The following is a 24,047-nucleotide window of genomic DNA, read 5'->3' as shown; positions in this document are numbered from 1 at the left end:
CCCCAACCCAGCGTTGATCTTGCCCGAATGGCTTTGGAACACAAGGCCGGATTTGGAGGGGGACGCTAGGCGCAGACATTGGCCTGATCCAATAATAAGGCCTAATCCAATATTAACCGGAATATTCTACTGTAAAAACCTGTTAGCCTTCCCCTATCGAGGCAGCGCACGATCTCGCCTCCCCCCCGCACGGCCTCAAAAGCCTCGCAAAGCGAATTATGCGTCTTGCCGGCGCCTCAACCAGCAAGTCCCATCCTTCGGCAGTGCCCTGCTCATCCTCGTGGCGAGCGATGCCCCCTGTACCAAGCCCCAGCGAGGCCGTGGGCTTCCCGGTGAGTGAGGACGAGGTCTGCCCCGCCTGCCCTCGCTCTTGGCCGGTCAATCCTTCCGGTGGCCCCAGCGTCCCGGCCTTCGGAACTCTTGCTTGCCCTGGGCCATGGGCATTGAACCGGAGTGCCTAAAGCGCGCCTCTGCACCAACCCCATGGGCTGCACAGTACGACTCACGGACGGCGGCCGGGATGACCTTGCGGGCAAACCAGTCGCCGTTGGGAGCCCGGTTCAAGGACGTCATTGAGACAGCCATTTGTAGCGCCCTTTGTAGCGGTGGCGCGAGAGCAAGTCATTGGAAACCAATAACTTCTAGGACATCAACGACTCGAAAGGAAGTTTGGTGCGGACGGCGGGGATCGAACCCGCACAGCCTTTCGGGCCGAGAGATTTTAAGTCTCTTGCGTCTACCAGTTTCGCCACGTCCGCCTGCTCGCAGGGGTAGCGGGCGCAGGCTCCCGGCGCAAGCCGCTCCGAGCGCTCCGGCGCAGGCCGTTCCAAGCTCTTCCGCGTAAGCCGTTCAATGCCGGCGGGCGGGCTTGTACCATTCGACGCCGTCGGGATCGACATAGAGGCCCGGCGCGACATTGGAGCCGATGCTCTTCTGCTCCATCGGCACGCGCACCGTGTCGTCACGGTCGCCGCGTTTCACGTAAGGTCCGGCGGCTTGCGTCTGGTGGCCATGCCGGCTGCTGCGCGCCGCGGTCGACCCCGACACGTTTTGCCGGCCCGCCACCTTGTCCTGAAGCTCCGTCACCGAACGCCCGGCGAAGGCGATCCGCCCGGAGCCCTCGACCACCGGCAAGGCCCGCAAGGCAGCGCCCTCGCCCGTCAGGCGCACGCCGCTGAAGCGCGGCACATAGGTCGCCCCGCCGCGCCCGAGCGTATCCCAGCCGCCGCTCGCGACCAGCTGCGCGCCGCAGCGCTTGTGGACCTGCTCGCAGGATGCGCGCGAGGCATAGCGCGGCGCCTTCTGCTCGAATTCGGCCCGCGCGTTGCGATAGGCGAACTCGCATTGCTCGGCGCTCAACAGGCCGGCTTCGACGCATTCGTCGCGCCGCTCATAAACCGCGTTCTTGCCCTGGATCACGCTCTTGCCTTGCGCCGCGAGATCGGCGGGCGCGCCCAGATAGAGCGCCGGGGCGAGCGCCGCGATGCGGATCGTGGAGAGGAGCGAGGATGCGGAAACCGTGATCATGCGGCGCACCATAGCCAAGATTGTGGCTTCACAGCAGCGAACGGCGCGAGGCCGCGAGCTCGCGCGTCGCGCCATAGTCGATCTTGCCGTTGCCGAGCACCGGAATCGAGTTGGTCACCAGGATCGCGCGCGGCACCCATAATTCGGGAAAGCCCTGCGCCTTCGCCTCGTCCAGCAAGGCGCGCTTCTCGGCGTCGGGCTTTTCGGTGACGAGGACGAGCTGCTCGCCCTTGCGCGCATCGGGCAGCGCCACCACGACATGGTTCTGCTCCGGCCACAGACCCGCGATCATCGCCTCGACAGCGGCAAGAGAGACCATCTCGCCGCCGAGCTTGGCGAAGCGCTTGGCGCGGCCCTTGATCACCACGAAGCCGTCATCGATCGCGACGATGTCGCCGGTGTCGTGCCAGCCGCCCTCCGGCGGCACGATCCTGCCAGGCTCCTCGGCGCTGAGATAGCCGGCCATGACATTCGGCCCCCGCACGCAGAGCTTGCCGCCCTCCGTGATGCCCTCGACCGGATCGAGCCTCGCCTCGATGCCCGGCAGCAAGCGTCCGACGCTGCCCTCGCGCGTGGCGACAGGTGTGTTGCAGGCGAGCACGGGCGAGCATTCGGTGCAGCCATAGCCTTCCAGGATCGTGGTGCCGTAAGGCTCCCACATCCGGCGCGTCTCGGGCTTCACCCGCTCGGCCCCGGCGACGACATAGCGCACGCTCTTCAGATCGTCGGGATCGGCAGCGCGCGCATAGCCTTGCAGAAAGGTGTCGGTCGCGAACAGGAAGCTGCAGCCCATCTCGCCGATCAGCCTGGGTACCTGCTTGTAGTGCAGCGGGCTCGGATAGAGCACGACCTTCATGCCCTGCAGCAGCGGCATCAGTAGCCCCGCCGTCAGCCCGAAGGAATGGAAGGCCGGCAGCGGGTTCATGACGATGTCGCGCTCGGACAGGAAGCCGGCGGCGAGCTGGAAGATCTGGCGGGCGTTCGAGACCAGATTGGCATGGGAGAGCACGACGCCTTTCGGCTTGCCTTCGGTGCCGGAGGTGAACAGCACCACCGCCGCATCGTCCGGCTTGGCCTCGTAAGCGCGATGCGCCAGCCCGGGCGCGAGGCTGAGCAGCGCGCCATAGGCCTTGTCGAGGCTGGTGATCTGCTTGCGGACCTCCTCGAGATAGATCACCCGCCGCCCCTCACTCAGGGCCGCGATTTCGTCGTCGAGCTTGGCCTGGTCGATGAAACGGCGCGAGGTGATGATGGTCTTGAGCCCGGCAAGCTCGGCAGCCGCCCGCAGATTCTTCACGCCGGCGGTGAAGTTCAGGAACGCCGGCACGCGGCCGAAGGCGGAGAGCCCGAACAGCGTCACCACCATGCCCTGCATATTGGGCAGCAGCAGGCCGACGCGTTCACCGACTTGCGTCACGCCTGCGAGCTTGCGCCCCAACACCAATGCGCCCAGCACGAGCCGTCCGAAGCTGATCGGCTGGCGCTCGGGATCCTCCAGCGCGATACGAGCCCGGCCGTGGCGGGTGCTCGCCTGGATCAGCGCACGGAACAGCGTGATCCGCGCCGCAGGCGCGTCGAAGGACAGGGCGTCGAATTCCGTGTCGGCCATGTTTGGCTCGGCTCCAGCCAGGCGTTTCCCGCAACGCCTACCTAGAGGTTGTTAGGGACTCTGGGAATGGTTTGATGAGGTCAAAACGCCGGAGATGGGAGGAGCATTGCGCAGGCGATACCATTGGTATCGGCAAGCGATGCGACGCTCCAGCTCCGTCGTTTTCACCTCACCCGCAGGGCGCGGCGCTTTTGCGCGACTGCGGCGTTGTTCTTCGTAGCAAACCGAAAGGTTTGCGTCCTCGAACTCCTGGCATTCGCGCAAAATCGCCAGCGTCAAATCATCCCCAGAGTCCCTAACAGCCTCTAGGGCTTTGGCGGCCGTTGCAATCAAAAGCGCCTGACCGTTCGCGCCGTCCCCCACTACCCTCATCCCGAGGGGCCGCGAAAGCGGCGTCTCGAAGAATGGTCCGGAAGGCTCCGAACCATCTCGGACATCCTGCGAGACTAAGCCTGCGGCGCTTCTCAATCAGGCTGTAGGGCGATGGACGATGAAGGCTCGCGATATCCGCCGCCGCCCCACAGTTCCGTCGCATTGGTTTCACCGAACGGCCAGACGAACGACAGATCCTGACCGGATTTGGTCGCTAGCATCCCTTCGTTATCGGGAGATGATCGCTCCCGCTCCAGACCCTCACGGAAAGGAGAGATCATGCGTAAGCTGATGATAATCGCCACCTGCCTGCCGCTCGCCTTCGCCGCCGGCGGCATTGCCCGCGCCCAGGAGGACCCGCCCGCCCCGGCCAGGCCGCAAACTCCCGACAACCAATCCGCTCCGGGCGTCCGGAGCGTCACCGTCCTCGACAAGGGCAATCTGCCGCCGGAGCTGCGGGCGCAGGTCAACGCGCTCGTCTCGCGCACCAGCCGCGACGAATTGCAGGAGCTGCGCCAGGCCATCGACGCGATGCCGATGGCCTCCTCGGCGCTGAGGGCGAAGGGCCTCAGCTCGGCCCAAGTAATCGCCGCCGCCATCGACGATGACGGTGAATTGACCCTGGTCGCCGAGGAGCAGGTCTGACCGGAACCAGGTCTTGTTGGAACCAGGTCTTGTCGGACCATGGGACCCACCGGCGAGCATGCGCCGCGCGCCCGCCACCTACCGCCCAGACGAAAGGACAGGATCATGAAGCTGACCGAAGCGCGTATCGACCACGCCCTGAACCAGTTGAACGCCCAAGTCCCGAGCACCCAGGCCCTGCCGGAGAACCACCCGATCACGGACCAGCTCAGCGATGTGTTCGGCGACCATACCTTCTTCTTCGACGCCGGCGGACTCACCATCATCGAACCGGCAAAGCCCGACGACGAAAGCGCCAGCCTGGGGCAAGTGATCAAGCTCGCCAGCTGGATCGACGACGCCCGGACCAAGCTCGCCCCGCACCCGCCGGAATACACAGCCGTCGTGGTCGAGCTGGACCGGGCGGCGTGATCCGATCTGAAGCGTTTTCGAGCGAAAACTGACAACCGTTCTGCGACGAGAACGCGTCAAGACAAAGAGCTGCAGCTGTTGAACGATCCAATTGGATCTGAAACAGCTGCAGGTGCGGCTGGCCGGGATTGAGGGTAAGCACCCCCTCACCCGCGTCAACGCCACGGGCTGGAGAGGCGTGGACTATCGGCCACAGCCCCCCGGGAACACGGCGGCCCCGCCGCACATCTTGTTTCAGATCAATGTTCGCCCCTTCGGCGCCATGCAACCTGTGCGGCGATTTAGGGGCGTTTATCGTGCAGCACATCACCGGAATGCAGGGCAACTGCAGCCCAACGGTCGGATCATCGCAACTGTCTTCGGCGCAACGACGCCTCCTTTGCGCGATGGCGCAGGCTCCGCTTCAGCGCTTTCGTCGCGGCTGGGCGCATGATCGCTTCGGTCCCTTCTTCAAGGAAGATTCGATCGTCGCCTTGGCGAAACGCGACCTGGTGACGATTACCGCCTCGGGGCGCTATGCGAAGCTTCGGAGCAAGCCGCCCGGCCAGTCCAGACAGGGCGCCGCTCCCGGTCTTGCCGGCGTATAGAGCGTTTTCGAGCGAAGCGGACGCCGGTTCGCGGGAAGAAAACGCATTAAAACAAGGGGATAGAGCATTTCCGCGCTTCAGCGAAAATGCGAAAATGCTCTAGCCGAACGCGCCGATCTCGTGCTGGATCGCGCCCGAGATTTCGCGCAGCAGGTCGAAACAGGCTCGCATCGGCGCGAAGACGTCGCGGTGCAGCGCCTCATAGGTCCCGCCTTCGCGCGGCCCTGGCGGCTCGCCGAAATCCAGTCCGATCGTCGGATCGGGATTGAGCGGGAAGATCTCGCCGAGCAGGAGCAGCGAGGCGGGAATGTCGAGCCGCAGGATGCGCTCGATCAGGGCCTCGCGCGTCAAGCCCGCATGAGGCCGGAAATCCGGGATATGCGTGGCCGAGAGCCAGATCCGGTGCATCACCGAAAGCCGCAGCGCATGCAGCGCGACCAGCCTGGCCGACATGCGCGGCGTATCGCCCGCCACGGTCTGCAGCTTCAACCAGTCCGATGAGAGCCGCCAGAACAGGCGCCTCAACGCCGGCGCGAGTTCGAGCCGCGCCAGCGCGTCGGCAACCGCGAGCAATTCGTCGCGCCGCCCCTCGCGCGTCGTACGGCGCGCGCGATCGAACCAGTTGCCGGGGTCGAGCGTGTCGAGATAGGCGCGCAGCACGTCGAGATCGCTGTTGGCCATGGCATGGCTGGCCAGGCTATAGGCGCGCTCGAAGCGGTCGGAACGCTCGCGCATCGCCCGGAACAGATCGGGCGCGCGCCCGGCCGCCTGGCCGAGACCATGCACGCTGTTGGCGAGCCAGCCGAGCTGCTGCAGGATCGCGTTGTTGGGGATGGCGCGCAGTTCGCGTGGATGGCGGATGCGGGTCGGCCCGCCCGCATCGCTCTGCCGCGCCGCCGGGCGCGAACCGGTCTTGTCGAGCAGCGAGGGACCGAAGGTGCCGATCAGCGCGGCATAGCCGGGATCGTCGACCAGCGCGGTCATCTCCTCGCGCACGGTCTGAAAGAACTCCGAGGCGAAATCCGGCTCCTGATAGATCGGGTCGGCGGCCGCATCCTCGCCTTCGCCGAAGACGGCCTCGGCGATACGCCCGACGGTCGCCGCCGCGATCTGCGCTGTTCCGAAGAGCAGATAGCCGTCGCTGCCCTGGAAGCTCGTCTCGCGCACCGTCGCGATGCCCGCCCGCTTGAAGGCCTGCCGCGCGAAAGCCGGATCGAGATAGGCGAGGCGATCGCTGAGGCTGCGCGGATGCGCGCCGCGCCCGGCCGACTCGCCATGGGTGTCGAAGATCACGAGCTCGATATCGCTCAGCCCGTAGCGCGTCAGCAATTCGCAGATGCGGATGCGCAGGCGCTCGACCCAGAAGGTCGCCGCGACCTGGCCGATATAGCGCCCGGAATCGGAATAGCCGAACTGGATGCAGAGCCGGCCATGCTGCTTGAGATAGTCGCGAAAATGCGGGCTACGGAGCGCCTCGTCGATGATGCGCGGCCCCTGTTCCAGCGCATCGGAAGTCTCGAACAGCGGCGAGATCTCGACCTTGCCGGCGATGCCGAAGCGCTTCGCCAGCCAGAGCGCGCAGAGCAGCGTATAGCCCGTCTCCGTTTCCGCCACGAGAAAGCGCACCGGGCGCGTTCCGTCGAGATGCTTCACGATCTGCGCGATCGTCATCATCATCCGCGCAGCCGAGGCGCGTTCGGCCGCGAGCGCGCCGAAATCGACCGCCGTCGGCTCGACCTTGCCGAGCAGGGCATTGGCCGCGCTGAGGAAGGCGCGCCGCTGCGCCGGCAAGGCGGGTTCCTCATCGAGCGGAATGACGCCGCGCATCGCATTGTGGAGCTGCGAGGCGTTGAGCCGGAAATGCGGCAGCGCGATCGAGACGCCATGCGCCACGCAGCCCGCCTTGACCAGGCACAGCGCCATCGCCGTCGCGTCATCGTCTCGGGCCGCCGCGATCGCCCGATCGAGCGCCGCGATCAATCCGGAGGCTTCCGGCAGGGCCGTCTCGCGCTCGCCGACCAGAGCCAGGGCGAAGGCCTGCAGTGCGGTCAGCGCCGGCTGTGTGCCGATCGGCGGTGCGAGCGCGAGCTGGTGCTGGACGGCGGCCAGCGCGGCCGACACCATCGCCCGCACCTCAGCCGTGACAGCCACTTCCGGCAACTTCTCCAGAATGCGCACGAACTGTCCGCGCTTGGATTCGAGCCGGTAGCGCAGCGTGTCCCACCAGCCGATATCGGTGCGACCATCCGTGTCGCAGCCGACCCAGGAGGCCAGGATCAGCGGCTGCGGCGCGAGCTCGTGCCAGCGCTCCGGCCAGCGCGAACGTGCCGCCGTCAGCAGCGCCGCGTTCAAGCGGTCGAGCGCATCGCGGGCATGGCGCACGGCGAAACGCGCCTGTTCGAATTCGTCCTGCAGCGTGATCGCGCCGTCGGGCCGGAAGGAGAGCGCCTCATTCTCGACCACAGCCGCGCCCGCCGCATCGCCCGAGGCGAGATCGGCCAGCGCATGCGCCAGCTTCCGACTCATGCCGAAGGTCGGATGGGCCGTGAACACGGCAGCAAAGCGTGGCCGGGCGGTCGCGCTGCGGAAATGCGCGAAGGGCTCGGGCTCGCCCTCGGCCGCGGCAGCCAGCCGCTCCGCCAGCGCCAGCAGCGGCGCGTCGCCATCATCCGTCAGTCCGACATAGGCCGCTATGCGCCCTGCCCGCTCATACAAGGCCTCGCGGCCAAGACGGCGCACCAGACCGAGCGCAGCATCCAATGTCAGCTCGCCGCGATCCATCCGCCGCGTCAGCCAAAGCGTGACCCTGAGCACGGGATTGCCGAACGGGTCTTCGCGCGCATCCTTGCGTGCCTGCTCGATTGCGCCCTGGAGCTCCAGCGCCAGCGCCGCCGACCCACCTTGTTCCTCCAGCCCATCCGTCATCGCCCGCTCCCCCTCAGGGATGGAGCAGGCAAGTTTTGGACCTCGGATGCAAGACGCCTTAGATGCGAGACGCCTCAGATGCGAGACGCCTCGGATGCAAGACCAGGACGAAGATCAGGCCACGCGGATCTGGCGGCAGCCTACCGGCAGCAGCCAGTCGATGGCGTGCGAAGCGGGAACTGCCGGCGAGAACAGGAAGCCCTGGCCGAACGGGCAGCCCAGCGCCTTCAGCGCCTGCAATTGCGCCGCCGTCTCGATGCCCTCGGCGACAATGTCCATGCCCAGGCTCGCCCCCAGGCGCAGGATCGTCTCCAGGATGGCGCGATCCTGCGTCGAGCTGAGGAAACGCTGCACGAAGGATTTGTCGATCTTGATGACATCGATCGGATAGCTGCGCAGATGCACGAGCGAGGCGTAGCCGGTTCCGAAATCATCGAGCGCGACGCGCATGCCGCTCTGCTTCAGGCGCTCGAGGATGCGCTTCACCGGGCCGGATTCGTCGTCGAGGAAGACGCCCTCGGTCACCTCGATCTCGATCATGCCGGGCGTCAGGCCCTGCTCGGCGACGCGCTCGATCAGCGTCTCCGCGAAATGATGGTCATGGAGCTGCGAGGCGCTGAGATTGATCGCGAGGCTGCCGAAATCGAAGCCGGCGCGATGCCAGAGCCCGGCCTGGCGCAAGGCCTTCTCGACCACCCATTTGCCCAGCCGCGCCGAAAGGTCGGGATCGTTCAGGGCCGCCTGGAAGGCCCCCGCCGCGACCACCCGCCCATCAGGCATGCGCCGGCGCAAAAGCGCCTCGAAACCCGACAGGCTCTGGTCGGAGAGCCGCAGCTTGGGCTGATAGTACAATTCGAGCTGGTTCTCGATCAGGGCGCGGCCGATATCGCGGACGGTCTCGAAGCGCCGCTCGCCCTCGCTCTTCATCTGCGGATCGAAGACCCTGAACGTGTTCTTGCCGGCTGCCTTGGCTGCATAGAGCGCGATGTCGGCATGGCTGAACAGCTCAGCCGAACTTGAAGCGTCGAAGCCTTGCGGGATCGCGATCCCCACCGACGCGCCAAGCTGGAAGACATGCGCGCCCCAGGCGATCGGGCGACGCAAGGCGTCGAGGATGCGCTCGGTCAGAGCCTCGGCCGCCAGTCGATCGGCGGCCGCGCCCATCAGCACCGCAAACTCGTCGCCGCCGATCCGGGCCACCAATCGCGCCTCGACGCAGATGCCGCGCAGGCGCAGCGCGACCTGCTTCAGGCATTCGTCGCCGAGCCCATGGCCGAAGGTGTCGTTGACCTGCTTGAAGCCATCGAGATCGACGAGCAGGAGCGGGCCGGCAGGCTCTCCCTTCTGGCCGGACAGGATCGCCTGGAACTGGCTGCGATTGGCGAGCCCGGTCATGAGGTCGATTTCCGCCAGGAACCGCGTCTTGTCCCAGAGCGCCCGCTCCTCGGTGATGTCCTGCTTCATGCCGAAGATGCGCACCGCGACACCGTTCTCGCTCTCGACATCGGCGGTGAGCCGCATCCAGCGCTCCTTGCCGAGCGCGGTCGTGATCTTGGCGTCGAGCGTGAATCCGCCCTGCTCGCGAATCGCCTTGCTGCGCAGGGTCTGCATCGCGACGCGCGACTCCGGGTCGTACATCTCGACGATTCTGGACCGGTCGAGCTTGGAGCCGCGCGGGAGCTCGAAGAGATCGTAGACGGCGTCGGTCCAGCGCAAGGAATCGGCATCGGTCAGATCACATTCCCAGACGCCGATTTTCGCAGCTTCGGAGGAGCGATCGAAGATCTTCTTGCTATGCGCCAGTTGCTCGTCGCGCTCGCGCAGGAGCCGGGATTTCTCCTCCACCTCCCGCTGCAACCGCACGACCCGCTCCAGCAGGCAAGCCAGTTCGCCGTCGCGCTGCGCCGTGACGATGCCGGTCTCTCGCCAGGCCGCGGAACGCGCCGGCTCAGGTTCCGGCAAGGGGTGGTCGCGCACGATCAGGCTCTTTCAACTGAGTATCCGCTCAGGACGCCATGCTAGTGCGCGGTGGATTAAGCCTTTGTTAGCTCCCAGGAGGCGGACGGCTACTCCATCACCATCGCATGATCGTCGCCGGGAGCCTCCTGCCGCTTCGGGCTGCGCAGCAGGATGACCAGCGGGATCGCGGCCAGGCACAAGAGCATCAGCAGCTTGAAGTCGTCGATATAGGCGATGACCGTGGCTTGCTTGGTGACCATTTCGTCGAGCGCGGCGCGGCCGGCGAGCTTCAGCGGATCCCAGGCCTGCTTGATCGCCGGATTCTCGAAGACGCGGTTATACGCGGTGACGTAGTTGGATATCTCCGCATGGTTCACCTGCGTGTTGCGGGTCAGGAGATAGGCAACGAAGGAAATGCCGACGCTGGAGCCGATATTGCGCGACAGGTTGTAGAGGCCCGTGCCGTCGCCGCGGAACTGCGCCGGCAAGGTCGCGAAGGTCACCGTCGTCAGCGGCACGAACAACAGGCCCAGCCCGGCGCCCTGGATGAAGCCCGTGACCATGATCGTGGTCTGCGAGACATCGGGCGTCCAGCCGGACATGTCGTACATCGCCCAGGCGCTGACGCCGAGGCCGGCCGTCAGCAGCAGGCGGATATCGACCTTGCCGATCATGCGACCGACGACGAACATGCAGACCATGGTGCCAAGCCCGCGCGGCCCCATGACGACGCCGGCGGTGACGACCGGATAGCCCATCAGCGTCTGCAGATAGGGCGTCATCAACGCCATCGAGGCGAGATAGGTGATTCCGACGACGAAAATGAAGATCAGGCCGACGCTGAAATTCCGGTCGAGGAACAGGCGCGGCTTGATGAACGAGTTCTGCGCCGTGAAGGTGTGAACCACGAGGATGTAGAAGGCCGCGGCGCAGACCGCGGCCTCGATGATGATCTCGCCGGAATCGAACCAGTCGAGCTGCGCGCCGCGATCGAGAAAGATCTGCAGAGAGGCGATGCCGAGGCTGAGCGCCCCGAAGCCGATCCAGTCGAGCTTCGCGACGGCGTTGGTGGCGGTTTCTTTGAGGTAGATCGCAACGCCCGTGAAGGCGAGCGCGCCGAGCGGCAGGTTGATGTAGAAGACCCAGCGCCAGGAGATGTTCTCGGTCAGCCAGCCGCCGATCACCGGGCCGAGCACCGGGCCGACCATCACCGAGACGCCAAACAGCGCCATCGCCGAGCCGCGTTCCTCGGGCGTATAGATATCGAGCAGGATGCCCTGGGAGATCGGCACCAGCGCCGCGCCGAAGAAGCCCTGCAGCAGGCGGAAGCCGACGATCTGCGACAGCGACTGGGCCGCGCCGCACAGCATCGAGGCCACGACAAAGCCGACGATCGCGGCCGAGAGCACGCGCTTGCGACCGAAGCGCGCAGCCAGGAAGCCAGAGGGCGGCGTCATGATCGCGGCTGCGACGATATAGGAGGTCAGGACCCAGTTGATCTGGTCCGCGCTCGCCGAGACGCTGCCCTGGATATAGGGCAGCGCGACATTGGCGATCGTCGTGTCGAGCGCCTGCATGACCACGGAAAGGATCACGCAGGCGGTGATCGCGCCGCGATTGGCGACGCGGACGAACGCCGGCCCGGCGGCATCAGCCATGGCGCGGCTCTGACTTTTCGAACGGCCGGGACTTGCCAAACGACCAGGAGACGAAGCTTGGCAGCCCGCGCGCATGGCCGGTGTCGATGTCGAGCACCACGCTCATGCCGGCGCGCAATTGCGGCTTGTCCGCCGGGGTTTCGATGCGCACGCGCATGGCGATGCGCTGGACGACCTTGACCCAGTTGCCGCTGGTGTTCTGGGCGGGCAGCAGCGAGAAGCTCGCCGCCGAGGCCGGGCTGATGCTGTCGACGACGCCGGTCCAGTCCTGGCCCGGATAGCTATCGACCGCGACCGTCGCCTTCTGTCCCGGGCGCACCCAGGTGAGTTCGGTTTCCTTGGGGCTCGCCTGGATCCAGACATGGTCGGTCGAGACCAGGCTGAAGGCATTCGTCGCCGCAGCGAGATACTGCCCCTTCTGCAGGGAGGGCACATTCGTCACGATGCCGTCCATCGGCGCCCTGACCACCGTATGGGCCAATTGGCGGGCGGCCTCGCCGCGCGCGGCGACGGCGTCCTTGTAGCGGGGGTGGTCGGTTGCAGGCGCCTCGGGGTCGCCATTGAGACTGGCGGCGATCCCGGCCAGCTGGGTCTGGAGCAAGGCGAGTTTCTGGACCGCGCCGTCAAGATCGTGTTTCGCCTGATCGAAGATCGCCTGCGAGGCATAGGACTTCGTCGCCAGATCCTGCTGGCGCTTGAACGCCACCATATAGAAATCGATATCGATCTTCGCCTGAACGATCTGGCTCTGCACGCCCTTGTAGCTCGCCTGCAGCGCGGCGATGTCGTTCTTGACGATGCCGATCTGGGCATCCGCCCGGTCGAGAGCGAGGCGGAACTGCTGGTCGTCGAGCGTGAACAGGACGTCGCCGGCCTTCACGACCTGATTGTCGTGAACCTCGATGTCACTGACGATGCCGGCGACATCGGTCGAGAGGCCGACGATATCGGCCTGAACATAGGCGTTCTCGGTCGACATGACTTGCCCGCCGACAACATAGACATAACCGCCGACGACCAGCGCGACGGGCAGCAGCGCAAACAGCACCCGCCGCCGGGTGCCGGCCCGTTTCGCGGCGACGACCTTGCTGGCCGGCGCCTCCGCCTGAGGCGTCGCCTCGGCCGAGGGGGCGAGCTTGCTCGCGGCGCGGCGGATCTCGGTCACGTTGCTGGCCGGCGTCGGTTCGTCATTGGCCTGGGATTCGGACTTCATGGCTGCTTCATCCATGGCTGGTCTGCTTTTCCGCACGCGGCGTGCTGCTGCAGGCGGCGGTCAGATTCGATTTCATCGCTCCCAGAAGGGCGAGAAGATGTTCGCGCTCGGCATCCGAGATGTCGCCGAAGGCTTCCGCCCGGGTGATCTCGCCGATCCCGCGCATCTCGGCGAGCTTCGGTGCGGCCTTCTCGGTGAGGAAGAGCCGCCAGATCCGCCGGTCTGTCGCATGCGCGCGACGCTCGACCAGGCCGCAGGCCTCGAGCTTGTCGACGATGCGCCCGAGCGTGATCGGCTCGACCTCCAGCAATTCGGCGAGCCCGCCCTGCTGAATGCCCTCATTATGGGTGAGATAGGCGAGCACCTGCCATTGCGAGCGCGTCAGGCCGAGGCTGTGCGCCCGGCCATGTTGCTCGAAACGCTTCCGCAGCAAACGCGCCACATCGTGCAGGAGGAAACCGATGGACGGAGGCGGCTGCCCCGTCGGGTCGTTAGGCATGCTGTTCATAGGCATGCTTATAATATTGACGCCTAGGACTTCCAACGGGCGCGACACGCTTTGTCGCAGACCGCAGCGCAGGGCAGCCATGCCGCCAGGGCGGTGCGTCGGCTGCGTCATGCTGGGGCTTGTCCCGAGCATCTCGGCCCGGAGGTACCTGCCTTTGCCGAATGACGCACATTTTCCGTCATGCTCGCGCGTGTCCCGAGCATCCACGTCTTGAACACAGCCTTCGGCCCGCGAAGGCGTGAATAGTCGCCACAAAGGCAGCCATGACGGGAGGGCGCGTCATTCTCGGACGCAGCGAAGCGAAGATCCGAGAATCTCAGGACCCGATGGCACTGGTTTCAGAGATGCTCGGGTCAGGCCCGAGCACGGCAGCCGCGCCGCCTCAGAGCTGGTCCTGATAGTCGGTCTTCAGCCCATGCTTGCGCGCCTGCTTCTCCAAGGCGAGCTCGATCAGGCGGCTCAGCAGCTCTCGGTAGGGCAGCCCGGAGGCCTCCATCATCTTGGGATACATGCTGATCGAGGTGAAGCCCGGCAAGGTGTTGATTTCGTTGAAGTAGAAGTCACCGCCCTTGCGGTCGAGGAAGAAATCCACCCGCGCCAGACCGCTGCATTCGAGCGCGACGAAGGCGTCATTCGCGAGCTGCCTGACCCGCTCCATCTGCGCCGCGTCGAGCTTGGCCGGCAGGTCGACGGTCGCGCCGTCCTGATCGAGGTATTTGGCCTCGTAGGAATAAAATTCATGCTTGGGGTTGGCGTTGATCTCGCTCGCCACGCTCACGAACAGCGGCTCGCCCTCGAGCACCGCCACCTCGATCTCGCGAACATCGATGCCCTGCTCGACCAACACCTTGACGTCGTAGAGGAAGGCGTCGCGCAGCGCCGCATCCAGCGCGTCCCACTGCTTAACCTTATGCACGCCGACGCTTGAGCCCATATTGCAGGGTTTTACGAAGACGGGCAGCGTCAGCTTCTCGCGCACGGCCTGGGCCCAGCGAGCCGGGTCGCGCTCATAGTCGCGCTTCGCCAGCGCCAGATAGGGCAGCACCGGCAGTCCTGCGAACAAGGCCAGGCGCTTGGCGACGTCCTTGTCCATCCCGATCGCCGAACTCAGCACGCCGGAACCGACATAGGCGACGCCGGCAAGCTCCAGGACGCCCTGCACCGCGCCATCCTCGTAGAGCGGGCCGTGCATCACCGGGAAGACCACATCGATTGGCCGCGGCGACGTGGCGGAACCGATCACGGGCAGAAGCGCGGCGCGCCCGTCGGCCTGAGGCGAGAGCCGCATTTCCGGGGCATCACTGAGGATGGGCAGCGCGCGCCCCTTCGCCTCCTCAATGAGCCGCAGGTCGTTCCACTGCCACTTGCCCTGCTTGTCGATGCTGATCGGGACCACGTCGAAGCGGTCCCTATCGAGATGCTGGATCACCGAGGCCGCCGATTGCAGCGAAACCTCATGTTCCCCGGATTTGCCCCCATAGAGGACCGCGACTCGGATTTTCTCTGTCATGACCAGCGTTCTAGAGCATCGGCCCGAAAAGTGGGAACCGGTTTTCGGGACAAGCCGATGCAAGACCAAAAATCCTTTGGGGCCATCCTCCATCCAAACCGACCGGAGATCGCTCCAGCTTGTTGTGCCACGCCAGCAAACCCGGTCGCCGGAGCCTTGCCCCTCAGACGCGCTTGGGGCTGTCCAGGCCGCGCTGCACCGCCGGCCGCGAGAGACCACGCTCGAGCCACAGCGGCACCTGCTTCAGGCTGGCGTAATCGACGAGCTCGCCCGCGCCGTAGAAGCCGACGAGGTTGCGCACCCAGCCGAGCAAGGCGATGTCGGCGATGCTGTAGTCCTTGCCCATGATCCAGTCGCGGCCGGTGAGCCTGGTCTCCAGCACGCCGAGCAGGCGCTTGCTCTCATTGGCGTAGCGGTCGCGCGGGCGCTTGTCCTCATAGTCCTTGCCGGCGAATTTGTGGAAGAAGCCGAGCTGGCCGAACATCGGCCCCACCGCCGCCATCTGGAAGAAGACCCATTGCAGGGTCTCATAGCGCAGGCCCGCATCGCTTGGGATGAGCTTACCGGTCTTCTCGGCGAGATAGACCAGGATCGCACCCGACTCCCACAGTCCGAGAGGCTTTCCGCCCGGCCCGTGGGGATCGATGATTGCCGGAATCTTGCCATTGGGGTTCAGCGACAGGAATTCCGGCCCCCAGGTCTCGTTCTTGCCGATATCGATCAGATGCGGCTCGTAGGGGAGTTCGAGTTCTTCCAGTGCGATCGAGACCTTCACGCCATTGGGCGTCGGCAGCGAATAGAGCTGAATGCGGTCGGGATGCTGGGCCGGCCAGCGCTTGGTGATCGGGAAAGCGGAGAGATCGGTCATGGCACTGGCCCTTGTCGAAGGAGCGACACTGCAACGAAGCGGCGCGGTTTCGCGAAAGCTAGAGGCCGGCATGCGCTGCGCATAGAGGCATGGCTGCACACGCGGCCATGCAGCCAAGGGGCTTGAACAAGCGGGTGTGTGCAGCGGCCATGCGCCGGCCTCGGGGCCGCTCCATGGCGCGCGCCCTTGCAGCAAAGGCCGCCGTGCCGGCATAGCAGCGCCACCCTTGCAGAGGCGCGCGACGCACGGCCTCCCCCGGAAAGCACACCCCGTGAACCAGGCCGTTCCGCCGCCTCAACTCGCCGCCGCCACGCGCCTCGCCGCGCCCGCCGGCCGGACGCCCTGGCTCGGCATCGCCTGCGGCCTGACGACCAGCCTGATCTGGGGCATCCAGGCCGTGGTCTCGCGCCAGTCTGTCGCCGATGGGTTGACGGCGGCCGACGTCACGATCCTGCGTTTTGCGACCGCCGCGCTCCTGCTGCTGCCCTTCGCATTGCGGCGGATGCGGCCGTTTCCGGTCGGGCGTATCGGTTGGCGTCGCGCTCTGGTGCTGACAGCGCTCGCCGGCGCGCCCTATTCGCTGGTACTCATCGCCGGCGCCTCCTTCGCCCCGGCGCTGCATTCGGCAACCATCACACCGGGATTGATCCCGGTCTTCACCACCATCCTCGCTTATGTCCTGGCGGGTGAGCGGCCGGGTCGGATGAGGCTGGCCGGGCTCGCGCTGGTGCTGGCGGGCATCGGCGCCTTCTCCTGGCAGGCGTTGGGACATGCCCCCGCCCATGACAGCGCCTGGATCGGCGACCTGCTCTTCGTGCTCACCGCGATGATGTGGACAGTGTTCGGGCTGCTGGCGAAACGCTGGGGCGCGGACGCGATCGACGTCACCATCGCGACCTGCCTGCTCTCGCTGCTGTTCCTGCCCGTCGTCGCCCTGGCGCTGCCGGTCCGGCTCGGCGAGGTTGCCTGGGGCGCGCTTGCCCTGCAGGCCTTCTACCAGGGCGCGCTGGTCGGCGTCGGGGCGCTGTTTCTCTACACGCAGACGGTAGCGCTGCTGGGAGCGGCGCGCGCGACCCTGTTCCTGCCGTTGAACCCGGCGATCACGGCGCTCACTGGGGCGGCCCTGCTCGGCGAATGGCCCTCGACGGCGGAGAGCATCGGCATGCTGCTGGTCATCGCCGGCATGACCGTGGCGCTGCGCTCGCGCGGCACGGCCTGATGCTTCAGCCCTTGTGGTCCTTGGCGATCGGCTCGACATAGGCGAGCCCCATATCCCAGGGGAAATAGATCCAGGTGTCCTGGCTGACCTCGGTGATGAAGGTGTCGACCGTCGGCACGCCGGCAGGCTTGGCGTAGACCGTGGCGAAATGGGCGTTGGGCAGCATCTCGCGCACGACCCGGGCGGTCTTGCCGGTATCCGTCAGATCGTCGACGACGAGCACGCCCTTGCCCTTGCCATCGCCGATCGCCTTGATCGAGGGCGCGACATCCTTCAGCACCTTGAGCTCGGACTGGTTCTTGTAGTCGTGATAGCTCGCGACGCAGACCGTCTCGATCAGGCGCAAGCCGAGCTCGCGGCAGATGATCGCTGCCGGCACGAGCCCGCCGCGCGTGATGCAGACGATGGCCTCGAAGGGTCCCTTCTCGGCCAGTCGCCAGGCGAGCGCGCGGGCATCGCGGTGGAACTGGTCCCAGGATACGGGAAAGGCCTTGTTGGAGGTCGGTTCGGCCATGGCGCGGGCTCCGGGCTTCATCTGGCGCATATGGCGCCGCCCTCATCGCAAACCCTATCCCTGCCGCGCTGACAAGAGGCCGCCGCCCGCCATCCCCAGAAGGCCGGGATAGCGGGCGGCGGGAATCGCCCCTAAAACTCCGACCAGCCCTCGGCGCTACCGCCGGCCGCCACCAGGCGGGGTCGCGCGCGAGCGGCGAGCATGAGGGCAGAAGAGGACTTGGCGGCAAGCGCAGGCGCGCGATCCAGTTACTACAATCTGTAGATTAATCCCCCCGACAATCTGTTGATTATGCTCGCAACCTCTACGTCACCTGGACAAGCCGCCGCTGGGTCCGGCCTTCGACCGGCCCCAAGCGCGCAGCTCCGTGATCCAAGGAAGAGCGTCGTTCTCGGGCTTGCGCCCTGAGAATCTCGTGACCAGTTGGCTGAAATCAGGGATGGTCGGTCGAGCCCGACCATGACGCACTTCGGATCCCGGCCTCCGCTTCGTCCGGAATGACGGCGTGGTTCCCGGGGGGAATGGCGAGCCTAGACTGCGAGCCTTGCGCGTTCGCTGTCGATCATCGCCTGGACCGCCGTTATCGCGGCCGCGAGCCTTTCGGGGTCGCGCGAGCGCACGACGATGTTGGTGTCGGGGCCTGCTTCCGAGAAGAACGGGTAGGAGCCGATCGAAACCTCGGGATGCGCCTTCGCCACCTCCGCCAGCGCCGTACCGATATCGCCCTCGCGCAAGCCGGCGCGCACCGTGTCCGACAGCATCTTGACCCCGGTCCTCAGCGTCGGCGCGACGACATCGAGCATCGCCTGCATGATCGAGGGCACGCCGGCCATGACATAGACATTGCCGATGTTGAAGCCCGGCGCCTTGGAGACCGAGTTGGCGATCAGATCCGCACCCGCCGGAATGCGGGCCATGCGCAAGCGGGCCTCGTTAAGCTGGTCGGGTGGAAAGCGCTCGGACAGCATCGCGATGGCGCGCGGATCATGGTCGATCGAGACGCCGAAGGCTGCCGCTACCGAGTCGGCGGTGATGTCGTCATGCGTCGGGCCGATGCCGCCGGTGGTGAAGACATAGGTGAAGCGGGCGCGCAGCGCGTTCAGCGCCTGGACGATCTCTTCCTGGATATCGGGCACCACGCGCACCTCGCGCAGGTCGATGCCGATATTGGTGAGATATTCGGCGATATAGCCGATATTCTTGTCCTTGGTCCGGCCGCTGAGGATCTCGTCGCCGATCACCAGGATCGCCGCCGTCACGGGCGTGGTTTCGCTGCTGGACGTCATGGCCGGTGCCTCTGGCTGGGCGGCCGGCAAAGCGCGGACGGCCGTTCTCCCCTACAGCTAGGGCCTCCGGCAAGCGGGCTCAAGCCGTCCCGGCGCTGCCCTGATGCGCGGCGGGACCAGACTCAGGCGCTGTCGCGCTCGAAGACGAGGTTCAGCCGCGTCTGCGCCAGCATGCGATAGCCGCGCTGCGTCAACAGTCCGACCAAATCCATCTGCCAGCGCTCGCGCGAATCCTCGATGATGATGAAGCTCGGCCAGAGCGCTTGCGGCGCATCGCGCAGGAAGGGCTCGAGGATCAGATCCTCCGCACCCTCGACATCGAGCTTGACCGCGTCGAGCCGCTCATAGCCCTCGCTCTGGAGCAAAGCGAGCAGCGTCGTCGCCGGCACCTTGACGGTGGCGCCCGTGCTGGAACGCAGGATGCGCACGCTCGACTCGCCCTTATTGGCCGGGTCGAGGAACAGCGTCAGCTCGCCTGGCTTGTCGGCGAGCGCACAGGCGATCGCCTTGACCGTGCCGAACGGGTTCTGCGCGATGTTGAAGGCGAGCCGCGCGAACACATCGGGCTGCGGTTCGACCGCGAGAATCCGGGCGCCCGGCCCCGCCTTCGCCGCGACGAACAGAGAATAAGCCCCGATATTCGCGCCGATATCGATGAAGCGGAAACCCTCGCGAATGCGGCCGGCGAGCAAATCGCGCTCGCGCTGGTCGAAATATTGCGGCGTGAACAGCACGCGCTTCTCGCAGACATTGCCGTCCGGATAGAGCCGCATCTTCGCGCCCAGCGATTCGATGTCGACCGGAGCGCCGGCAAGCGAGCGCAATCCGAGGCGGCGCAGCGCATAAGCGGTCTTGCGGCCGAGGAAGCTGTCTGGAGCAGCTCGCGTCCAGCTGATGATGCGCGAGAGAACGCCGCGGGGTGCGAAGGCGCCGAAAGGCTTCGCCTCGGCTTGTGTCTGATCGGTGATGGCCATGGGGCGGCGTGATACACCCCATGTCGCGTGCGCGCCAGCCGGAACAGCTTTTGCTTCCATCCGCCTTCCGCCGGCCGGTCTGGCATTGCACCCTGCCACGCCACAGCCGGCGCTTCAGTCACGGAGCCTGTCGATGCGATTCCTCCCGACGCCTGCCTTGCCAACGCTTGCCCTGGCTCTAGGCCTGATCTGCTCTGCCTTGGCCGACCCCGCTGTGGCGCAAGAGGCGCGCTGGGACGTCATCAATGAATATCCGGCCTCGTCGCTGCCCGGTGAGGCGGACAGCTTCTTTGCCGATGCTGTGAAGGCAAAGGCGGCCGGAAAGCTCACGATCAACCCCATTCCCGACGCGAAATCGGGACTGCGTACGCGCGAGCAGCTGAAGGCGGTCTCGGATGGTCGCTTTGCCATGGCCAACAGCTTTGGCGGCGCGCTCGGCGACGAGGCCCCGCTCTTCCTGCTCTCCTCCCTGCCCTTCGTCACCGCTTCGACGGCCGATGCCAAGGCGCTCTATGACGCCGCCAAGCCGCTCTATGAGGCGCTCTTCGCGGCGCGCGGGCAGAAGCTGCTCTACATCTCGCCATGGCCACCCTCGGGCATCTGGTCTGCGGCACCGCTGAAGGATCTTGCAGCGCTGAAGGCGCTGAAGATCAGGACCTACGACAAGACCGGGACCGAGGTGCTGGCGCAGGTCGCGGCAAGTGCCGGCATCGTCTCCTTCTCCGATCTCAACCCCAAGCTGGACTCCGGCGAGATCAACGCCGTGCTCTCCTCCGGCGATGGCGGGGCCGGCCGGCAATTGTGGAAGTACACCCGCAACTTCTCGGAGATCCTCTACGCCGTGCCCCTGAGCTTCGCCTCGGTCTCGCTCGACGCCTGGCGGACGCTCGATGCCACGACGCAAGCCGCCGTCGAGGTCGCCGCCGCCGAAACCAGCGAGCATCAATGGCAGGCGATGAGCGGCCGCGTCGCCGTCAACTACAAGCGCATGCGCGACAATGGCGTCACGATCGACGAGGCGCCGCCCAAGGCGGTGATGGAGGCCTTGCGGGCCGCAGCCGCGCAATCCGTGGCGCAATGGAAAGCCGCGGCCGATCCGGCGGCGCAGCAAGTCCTGACGGAGTTCCTGGCGCGCCCGCGCTGAACCGACTCACAGGCTTTCGTGCAGAAGCTCCAGGGCCGACGCTGCAAAGATACGCATATTGCCAATGCGGTCGCCCGAGCCGGTCTCGATCGTCCTGATCAGTTCGACAGGTCCGGAGATCGCCAGGCAGCTATGGCCCGGCGCATCGCCGTAGCTGTTGCCCGAAGGCCCGGAAGCTCCGGTTTCCGCCAGTCCCCAGCTCGCGCCGAAGCGCTCGCGCAATCGCCGCGCCAGCAGCAAGGCATAGGGCTCGCTGGCCGAGCGGATGCCCTCCATCTCCGCAAGCGAGATGCCCATCAAACCCTCGCGCGCCTGCCTGGTGTAGACGACCGCTCCGCTGACGAAGAAGGCGGATGCGCCGGCCTGAGCCAGGAGCGAGGCCGCGATCAGCCCGCCAGCCGAGGATTCAGCCACTGCCACGGTCTCGCCGCGCGCCTTGAGACGCGTCCCGATCTGCCCCGCCAGTTCCAGCAATCCCTGCATGCCCCCTCCGACCCTTTTCGGCCCTGCGACCGCTCACCCGATGCCGGTTGCAGACCCAGCCCCGAATGCGCGTCAAGCGACCCGGCCTGCACGGCAACTGTCTTGCACCCTACGCCAAACCCAATAGATATGATCGGCAAGGAGCCATAGCGTCACGATGACATTCGACGAAACCCTGGGACGGTCGCGCATGCGCGATCCGGTGATCAAGCTGCACGGCCCGGAGGCCTTCGCGGCCATGCACAAGGCCGGCCGGTTGACCGCCGCTGGCCTCGACATGCTCGGCGACTACGTCAAGCCGGGCGTCACCACCCAGCGCCTCGACGACCTCGCCTTCCAGTTCGCCATGGACAACGGCGCCTATCCGGCGACTTTGTTTTATCGCGGCTACACCAAGTCGATCTGCACCTCGATCAACCATGTCGTCTGCCACGGCATCCCGGACGACAAGCCGCTGCGCGAGGGCGACGTCCTCAACATCGACTACACATTGATCGTCGATGGCTGGCATGGCGATTCCAGCCGGATGTACGGCGTCGGCGAAATCTCGCGCAAGGCCGAGCGCCTGATCGAGATCACCTATGAGAGCCTGCTGCGCGGCATCAAGGCCGTGCGCGCCGGCGCAACCACAGGCGATATCGGCTTCGCCATCCAGCGTTACGCCGAAGGCGAACGCTGCTCGGTGGTCCGGGATTTCTGCGGCCATGGCGTCGGCCAGGTCTTCCACGACGCGCCCAACATCCTGCATTACGGCTCGCCCGGCGAAGGCCCGCAGCTCAAGGCCGGCATGATCTTCACCATCGAGCCGATGATCAATCTCGGCAAATCCGGGGTGAAGGTCCTCTCCGACGGCTGGACCGCCGTGACGCGCGACCGCTCGCTCTCGGCCCAGTTCGAGCACACCATCGGCGTCACCGAGACCGGCTGCGAGATCTTCACCCTGTCGCCGACCGGACGCGACAATCCGCTCGCCCTGCGATGACGGCAGAGGGCGGCAAGGTTTCAAACCGCGCCGCCCCGTCAGGCGCAGCAGCTGACACGCCCCCGCATTATCGCGGCCATCGCGAGCGCCTGCGCGCCCGCTTCCAGGATGCGGGCGCGGCCACCCTGCCCGATTACGAACTGCTCGAGCTGCTGCTCTTCCGCTCGATCCCGCAGCGCGACGTCAAGCCGCTCGCCAAGGATTTGATCCAACGCTTCGGCTCCTTCGCCGAAGTGCTCGCCGCACCATCGGCGCGGCTCACCGAGGTCAAGGGTGTCGGCGCCGGCGTCGCGCTCGACCTCAAGATCGTCGAGGCCGCGCTGACGCGCATGGCCAAGGGCGCGGTCGCCAATCGCACCGTGCTCTCATCCTGGTCGGCCGTACTCGATTATTGCCGCATGGCGATGGCCTTCTCCGAGCGCGAGCAGCTCCGCATCCTCTTTCTCGACAGGAAGAACGCGCTGATCGCCGACGAGCTGCAGCAGACCGGCACGGTCGACCACACGCCGGTCTATCCGCGCGAAGTCATGCGCCGGGCGCTGGAACTCTCGGCAACGGCGCTGATCCTCGTCCACAACCACCCCTCCGGCGACCCGGCCCCATCGCAGGCGGACATCCAGGTAACCAAGGCGATCGTCGACATCGCGGGTCCGCTGGGCATCGCCGTGCATGACCACGTCATCGTCGGCAAAAATGGCCATGCGAGTTTCAAGGAGATGCGGCTGATCTAGGCTCAGGACCTGTCAACCTGCGAGCGAATGAGATTCAGAGATCTTTCGGAGGTTCTCTGATGAGCGAGCTTTCTTTGAGAGCCGGATGGCTCGGATCGCTTCTCGTTTTCCGCTGGCGCACGGCAGGCCGTGGCTAGTCCTGCAGCGGCGTCCAGGCATCGCCCGAATCGCCGAAGGCCATCCAGCCACCGTCGACGGAGAGAACCACGCCGGTGATATAGGAGGCGGCCGGCGAACAGAGGAACCAGACAGCCTCGGCGATCTCGGCCGGCTCCGCCAACCGACCCATCGGCGTACGCCGTTGGAGTCTCGCCTGATCGACGCGGCCGCTCGCGATCAGCTCCGCCAACAGCGCCGTCCTGACATAGCCCGGCGCGACCGCGTTGACGCGGATGCCGCAGCCGGCCCATTCCACCGCCATCGACCGCGTCATCGCAGCGACGCCGGCCTTGGCGGCGCCATAGGCATTGCGACGCGGCAGGCCCGACAGGCCGGCGATCGAGGAGAGATTGACGATCGCGCCGCGGCCTTGGGCCAGCATGCTGCGCCCGACCTCGCGCGAAACCGCAAAGACACCCTGCAGGTTCACGCGCACGATCCGCTCGAAGGCGAGATTGTCCTGATCGACCGTCGGCTTATGCGTGTCGGCGATCCCGGCATTGTTGACCAGCATGTCGATGCGCCCGTGCCGCGCCAGGATGGCGGCTATGCCGGAGGTCACGGAGCCTTCATCGGCGACATCCATGGCGAGCCCCAGATGGCCAGGCCCGATCGCCGCAGCTTTCGCGGCAGCCTTGCTCCCGTCCAGATCCGCAATGACGACGGTGCAGCCGGCTTGCGCAAACCGTTCGGCGACGGCGAAGCCGATGCCCTCGGCCCCGCCGGTCACCACCGCCACAGGCTGTCCGGCCATTGCGCCCTC

Annotated in this window: 21 protein-coding genes and 1 tRNA gene; 7 read left to right on the top strand and 15 right to left on the bottom strand. The window is 66.2% G+C overall.

Translation table 11 applies throughout. From position 1 onward, the window contains the following. Positions 1-670 precede the first annotated feature (670 nt). The 3 genes from CYD53_RS06485 to CYD53_RS06475 all read right to left on the bottom strand — a co-directional run bounded on the left by CYD53_RS06485 (position 671) and on the right by CYD53_RS06475 (position 3,136). A tRNA-Leu gene (locus tag CYD53_RS06485) sits at positions 671-758 on the bottom strand. Positions 759-849: 91 nt separating this feature from the next. After that, entirely contained in the window at positions 850-1,527 is a 678-nt protein-coding gene (locus CYD53_RS06480) for a DUF1190 domain-containing protein (protein ID WP_181011736.1), read from the bottom strand. Between the two features lie 28 nt (positions 1,528-1,555). After that, the gene (locus CYD53_RS06475) at positions 1,556-3,136 is read right to left on the bottom strand and encodes an AMP-binding protein (protein ID WP_103717296.1); all 1,581 of its coding nucleotides are present in this window, start codon (positions 3,134-3,136) and stop codon (positions 1,556-1,558) included. A 651-nt stretch (positions 3,137-3,787) separates the two neighbouring features. Here CYD53_RS06475 and CYD53_RS06470 point away from each other — a divergent pair. From CYD53_RS06470 to CYD53_RS06460, 3 genes are all read left to right on the top strand, one after another. Continuing rightward, positions 3,788-4,153 (top strand): hypothetical protein, encoded by a 366-nt coding sequence (locus CYD53_RS06470; protein ID WP_103717295.1) that lies wholly within the window; start codon positions 3,788-3,790, stop codon positions 4,151-4,153. Positions 4,154-4,258: 105 nt separating this feature from the next. Beyond that, complete coding sequence (locus CYD53_RS06465) at positions 4,259-4,564, top strand: hypothetical protein (RefSeq protein ID WP_103717294.1); 306 nt, start codon at positions 4,259-4,261, stop codon at positions 4,562-4,564. Between the two features lie 296 nt (positions 4,565-4,860). Beyond that, the gene (locus CYD53_RS06460; RefSeq protein ID WP_146055830.1) at positions 4,861-5,151 is read left to right on the top strand and encodes a hypothetical protein; all 291 of its coding nucleotides are present in this window, start codon (positions 4,861-4,863) and stop codon (positions 5,149-5,151) included. A gap of 99 nt (positions 5,152-5,250) precedes the next feature. Here CYD53_RS06460 and CYD53_RS06455 read toward each other — a convergent pair whose 3' ends face one another. The 7 genes from CYD53_RS06455 to CYD53_RS06425 all read right to left on the bottom strand — a co-directional run bounded on the left by CYD53_RS06455 (position 5,251) and on the right by CYD53_RS06425 (position 15,792). After that, entirely contained in the window at positions 5,251-8,076 is a 2,826-nt protein-coding gene (locus tag CYD53_RS06455; protein WP_103717292.1) for a phosphoenolpyruvate carboxylase, read from the bottom strand. 114 nt (positions 8,077-8,190) lie between these two features. Next, positions 8,191-10,053 carry a putative bifunctional diguanylate cyclase/phosphodiesterase gene (locus CYD53_RS06450; RefSeq protein ID WP_146055829.1) on the bottom strand — a complete coding sequence of 621 codons (1,863 nt, stop codon included), beginning with the start codon at positions 10,051-10,053 and terminating at the stop codon, positions 8,191-8,193. Positions 10,054-10,142: 89 nt separating this feature from the next. Beyond that, complete coding sequence (locus CYD53_RS06445; protein WP_103717290.1) at positions 10,143-11,693, bottom strand: DHA2 family efflux MFS transporter permease subunit; 1,551 nt, start codon at positions 11,691-11,693, stop codon at positions 10,143-10,145. Next, positions 11,686-12,906: an HlyD family secretion protein gene (locus tag CYD53_RS06440; protein ID WP_103717550.1), complete on the bottom strand. Its 1,221-nt coding sequence runs from the start codon at positions 12,904-12,906 to the stop codon at positions 11,686-11,688. The genes CYD53_RS06445 and CYD53_RS06440 overlap by 8 nt, the downstream gene beginning before the upstream one ends. 7 nt (positions 12,907-12,913) lie before the next feature. Then, entirely contained in the window at positions 12,914-13,414 is a 501-nt protein-coding gene (locus CYD53_RS06435) for a MarR family winged helix-turn-helix transcriptional regulator (RefSeq protein WP_245928117.1), read from the bottom strand. 382 nt (positions 13,415-13,796) lie between these two features. Further along, entirely contained in the window at positions 13,797-14,924 is a 1,128-nt protein-coding gene (locus tag CYD53_RS06430) for a D-alanine--D-alanine ligase family protein (RefSeq protein WP_103717289.1), read from the bottom strand. Positions 14,925-15,087: 163 nt separating this feature from the next. Continuing rightward, the gene (locus tag CYD53_RS06425; RefSeq protein ID WP_103717288.1) at positions 15,088-15,792 is read right to left on the bottom strand and encodes a glutathione S-transferase N-terminal domain-containing protein; all 705 of its coding nucleotides are present in this window, start codon (positions 15,790-15,792) and stop codon (positions 15,088-15,090) included. 271 nt (positions 15,793-16,063) lie between these two features. Between CYD53_RS06425 and CYD53_RS06420 the strand changes: the two genes are divergently transcribed. Beyond that, the gene (locus CYD53_RS06420; protein WP_181011735.1) at positions 16,064-17,011 is read left to right on the top strand and encodes a DMT family transporter; all 948 of its coding nucleotides are present in this window, start codon (positions 16,064-16,066) and stop codon (positions 17,009-17,011) included. Positions 17,012-17,015: 4 nt separating this feature from the next. Here the strand turns inward: CYD53_RS06420 and gpt are convergent, their stop codons facing one another. From gpt to CYD53_RS06405, 3 genes are all read right to left on the bottom strand, one after another. Next, on the bottom strand, positions 17,016-17,525 hold the full coding sequence (gene gpt / locus CYD53_RS06415) for a xanthine phosphoribosyltransferase (protein ID WP_092174102.1): 510 nt from the start codon (positions 17,523-17,525) through the stop codon (positions 17,016-17,018). Positions 17,526-18,055: 530 nt separating this feature from the next. Next, a complete protein-coding gene (locus tag CYD53_RS06410) occupies positions 18,056-18,811 on the bottom strand; it encodes a competence/damage-inducible protein A (protein ID WP_103717286.1) in 756 nt (251 codons plus the stop codon). 122 nt (positions 18,812-18,933) lie between these two features. Then, positions 18,934-19,785 (bottom strand): FkbM family methyltransferase, encoded by an 852-nt coding sequence (locus tag CYD53_RS06405; RefSeq protein ID WP_103717548.1) that lies wholly within the window; start codon positions 19,783-19,785, stop codon positions 18,934-18,936. Between the two features lie 133 nt (positions 19,786-19,918). On the opposite strand from CYD53_RS06405, the gene CYD53_RS06400 reads away from it, so the two are divergent. Then, a complete protein-coding gene (locus CYD53_RS06400; RefSeq protein WP_181011734.1) occupies positions 19,919-20,929 on the top strand; it encodes a TRAP transporter substrate-binding protein in 1,011 nt (336 codons plus the stop codon). Between the two features lie 6 nt (positions 20,930-20,935). Here CYD53_RS06400 and CYD53_RS06395 read toward each other — a convergent pair whose 3' ends face one another. Then, on the bottom strand, positions 20,936-21,412 hold the full coding sequence (locus tag CYD53_RS06395; RefSeq protein ID WP_103717284.1) for a CinA family protein: 477 nt from the start codon (positions 21,410-21,412) through the stop codon (positions 20,936-20,938). A gap of 157 nt (positions 21,413-21,569) precedes the next feature. Here CYD53_RS06395 and map point away from each other — a divergent pair, with 157 nt between their 5' ends. Further along, positions 21,570-22,394, top strand: a complete 825-nt coding sequence (map, locus tag CYD53_RS06390; protein ID WP_103717283.1) for a type I methionyl aminopeptidase — start codon at positions 21,570-21,572, stop codon at positions 22,392-22,394. Further along, positions 22,391-23,125, top strand: a complete 735-nt coding sequence (gene radC / locus CYD53_RS06385) for a RadC family protein (protein ID WP_103717282.1) — start codon at positions 22,391-22,393, stop codon at positions 23,123-23,125. Before map ends, radC begins: the two co-directional genes overlap by 4 nt. 133 nt (positions 23,126-23,258) lie before the next feature. Here the strand turns inward: radC and CYD53_RS06380 are convergent, their stop codons facing one another. Next, entirely contained in the window at positions 23,259-24,038 is a 780-nt protein-coding gene (locus tag CYD53_RS06380; RefSeq protein ID WP_103717281.1) for an SDR family NAD(P)-dependent oxidoreductase, read from the bottom strand. Between the last annotated feature and the right edge of the window lie 9 nt (positions 24,039-24,047).

The sequence above is a fragment of the Allobosea psychrotolerans genome (assembly GCF_002917105.1).
Lineage (GTDB): Bacteria > Pseudomonadota > Alphaproteobacteria > Rhizobiales > Beijerinckiaceae > Allobosea > Allobosea psychrotolerans.
The sequence above is the reverse complement of the archived record's forward strand: the minus strand, read 5'-3'. Positions and strand labels throughout refer to the sequence as shown.